Below are 3038 nucleotides of genomic sequence, written 5' to 3'. Positions count from 1 at the left end.
AATTGGTGCTATTCATATAATTCTTTAAACAGCGAACTTATAGCCAGGATTCAATAGATATAGTAACAGGAACATCAGTAAGCGATGAGATGGTCTTCCCCCTCCTTCACGACAACCTTTAATTACGTCATGATGGATAAACTTTAACCACAAAAGTAAGAGGGATACCTGCCTCAACAGAAAATCACAACAGAAAATCACCGGCATCGATCTGGCTAAAACGAACTTTTATCTTTTCAGTATCAATGCTCATGGCAAACCCGCAGGAAGGATCAAACTTTCTCGCAATCAACTGCTTAACTGGCTGGTGCAACAGCCTAAAATGACTGTTGCGATGGAGGCTCGCGGGCATCCCATCACTGGGCCAGGGAAATCAGGAAACTCGACCATGATGTAATATTTCTTCCGGCGCAACATGTTAAAGCTTATCAGCGACGCCAGAAAAATGATTATGACGACGCTCAGGCAATACTGAGGCCTGCCAACATGGAACTATACGCCCCGTACCAATAAAAACTCTGGCGTAACAGGACGTCCAGACTTTTTTGAAAATGCACCGGTTGGTTTCGATGGAAAGGACACAACTGATAAATCACGTTCGTGGACTTCTTGCTGAATATGCGAGTTAATAGGGAATCCAGTGCGAATCCGAAACTGACACGCAGCGGTAAGGAAAGGTGCGATGATTGCGTAATGTGGACACGGTCATCCGGTGGGTGGTCATCTCTTTGTATCTTCAGATGCCCTTCTAGGTCTGAAGACCTGTCGGTTAACGTCGCATCTGGTTCTCATCATCGCTTACTATCGATGGTAACTGCGATATTCTTCTTCTGTTGTGGATGCGTTACAATGATTAAAAAATATTGGTTTCTAATGGTGTACTCCGTCACAGCCTTTTCTGTCTGGGCACAGGATACCCCTCTGGATACTCTCGTTGTTACTGCTAACCGTTTTCAGGAACCATTAAGTACCGTGCTTGCTCCTGTAACTATTGTGACACGAGAAGATATAGATCGCTGGCAAGTTTCTTCTGTAAATGATGTTCTGCGTCGTTTGCCTGGCGTTGCAATTTCTCAGCATGGGGGAGAAGGGCAGCTCTCAACAATTTTTGTTCGTGGGACAAACTCTAACCACACTCTGGTATTGATTGATGGAGTGCGCCTGAATTTAGCGGGTGTCAGTGGAGCTGCAGACCTGAGTCAGTTTCCCGTCGCTTTAGTGCAGCGTATAGAATATATCCGTGGGCCACGTTCAGCAATTTATGGTTCAGATGCCATTGGCGGAGTGATAAATATTATTACATCCCGTGAGAATACAGGCACTGAAATTTCCGCAGGATGGGGAAGTAATAGTTATCAACATTACGATATATCCACTCATCAGCAACTTGGTGAAAATACCCGTGTAACACTTCTCGGCGATTATACCTATACTAGGGGGTTTGATGCTGTTGCCTATGGCAGTACAGGGATGCAACCACAGTCAGACAGAGACGGTTTTTTAAGTAAAACATTCTATGGCAAACTTGAACATAACTTATCTGATACGTGGAGCGGATTTGTTCGTGGCTACGGCTATGATAACCGAACTAAATATGACGCCTGGTACTCTCCCGGTTCTCCACTGATTGATACTCGAAAACTTTATAGTCAAAGCTGGGATGCAGGTCTTCGCTACGCTGGTGAAACACTGCAATCTCAACTTGTTTCCAGTTATAGCCATAGTAAAGATGGATTTGCCCCTATATTTCCAGACATCTGTTATCACTTAACCCATTACAAGCCCGCTGCCGCAGATATTCCCGTGGCGAGCGATAACCCAGCGCACTATGCGGATGCCATTCGTTATAATGCTCGAACGCCTCTGCAAGGTTCTTTGCTGCCGTTAACCCGTCTGGTTTGGGCATGATACTGATGTAGTCACGCTTTATCGTTTTCACGAAGCTCTCTGCTATTCCGTTACTCTCCGGACTCCGCACCGCCGTGTTCTTCGGTTCAAGTCCCAACATCCGGGCGAACTGGCGTGTTTCATTAGCCCGGTAGCATGAACCATTATCCGTCAGCCACTCCACTGGAGACGACGGAAGATCGTTGCCGAAGCGGCGTTCCACCGCTCCCAGCATGACGTCCTGTACTGTTTCACTGTTGAAGCCGCCGGTAGTGACCGCCCAGTGCAGTGCCTCACGATCACAGCAGTCCAGCGCGAACGTGACACGCAGTCTCTCTCCGTTATCACAGCAGAACTCGAACCCGTCAGAGCACCATCGCTGATTGCTTTCTTTCACGGCCACTCTGCCTGTATGTGCCCGTTTCGATGGCGGTACAGCAGGTTTTCGCTCAAGCAACAGCGCATTCTGGCGCATGATCCGGTAAACACGTTTGGCATTGATCGCAGGCATACCATCAAGTTCTGCCTGTCTGCGAAGCAGCGCCCATACCCGACGATAACCATACGTGGGCAGCTCTCCGATAACATGGTGTATACGGAGAAGCACATCCGTATCATCAGTGTGACGACTGCGGCGGCCATCCATCCAGTCATCGGTTCGTCTGAGAATGACGTGCAACTGCGCACGCGACACCCGGAGACAACGGCTGACTAAGCTTACTCCCCATCCCCGGGCAATAAGGGCGCGTGCGCTATCCACTTTTTTGCCCGTCCATATTCAACGGCTTCTTTGAGGAGTTCATTTTCCATCGTTTTCTTGCCGAGCAGGCGCTGGAGTTCTTTAATCTGCTTCATGGCGGCAGCAAGTTCAGAGGCAGGAACAACCTGTTCTCCGGCGGCGACAGCAGTAAGACTTCCTTCCTGGTATTGCTTACGCCAGAGAAATAACTGGCTGGCTGCTACACCATGTTGCCGGGCAACGAGGGAGACCGTCATCCCCGGTTCAAAGCTCTGCTGAACAATTGCGATCTTTTCCTGTGTGGTACGCCGTCTGCGTTTCTCCGGCCCTAAGACATCAATCATCTGTTCTCCAATGACTAGTCTAAAAACTAGTATTAAGACTATCACTTATTTAAGTGATACTGGTTGTC

Annotated in this window: 1 protein-coding gene, 1 pseudogene and 1 riboswitch; of the genes and pseudogenes, one reads left to right on the top strand and one right to left on the bottom strand. The window is 48.3% G+C overall.

Annotated elements, in window-relative coordinates:
• Positions 1 to 585 precede the first annotated feature (585 nt).
• A riboswitch (cobalamin riboswitch) is annotated at positions 586 to 785 on the top strand.
• Between the two features lie 64 nt (positions 786 to 849).
• A pseudogene (locus E0D98_RS22905) lies at positions 850 to 1731 on the top strand (TonB-dependent receptor plug domain-containing protein); the annotation flags it as partial.
• A 10-nt stretch (positions 1732 to 1741) separates the two neighbouring features.
• Here the strand turns inward: E0D98_RS22905 and E0D98_RS22900 are convergent.
• Positions 1742 to 2970, bottom strand: a protein-coding gene (locus E0D98_RS22900) for an IS3-like element IS2 family transposase (protein ID WP_088895425.1) whose coding sequence is annotated in 2 segments (ribosomal slippage) — positions 1742 to 2655 and positions 2655 to 2970 — 1230 coding nt in all. Because the reading frame shifts where the segments join, the coding sequence is not laid out codon by codon here.
• Positions 2971 to 3038 lie beyond the last annotated feature (68 nt).

Origin of the sequence: Escherichia sp. KCJ4928, from assembly GCF_004352695.1 — a bacterium.
GTDB lineage: Bacteria > Pseudomonadota > Gammaproteobacteria > Enterobacterales > Enterobacteriaceae > ECMA0423.
The sequence above is the reverse complement of the archived record's forward strand: the minus strand, read 5'-3'. Positions and strand labels throughout refer to the sequence as shown.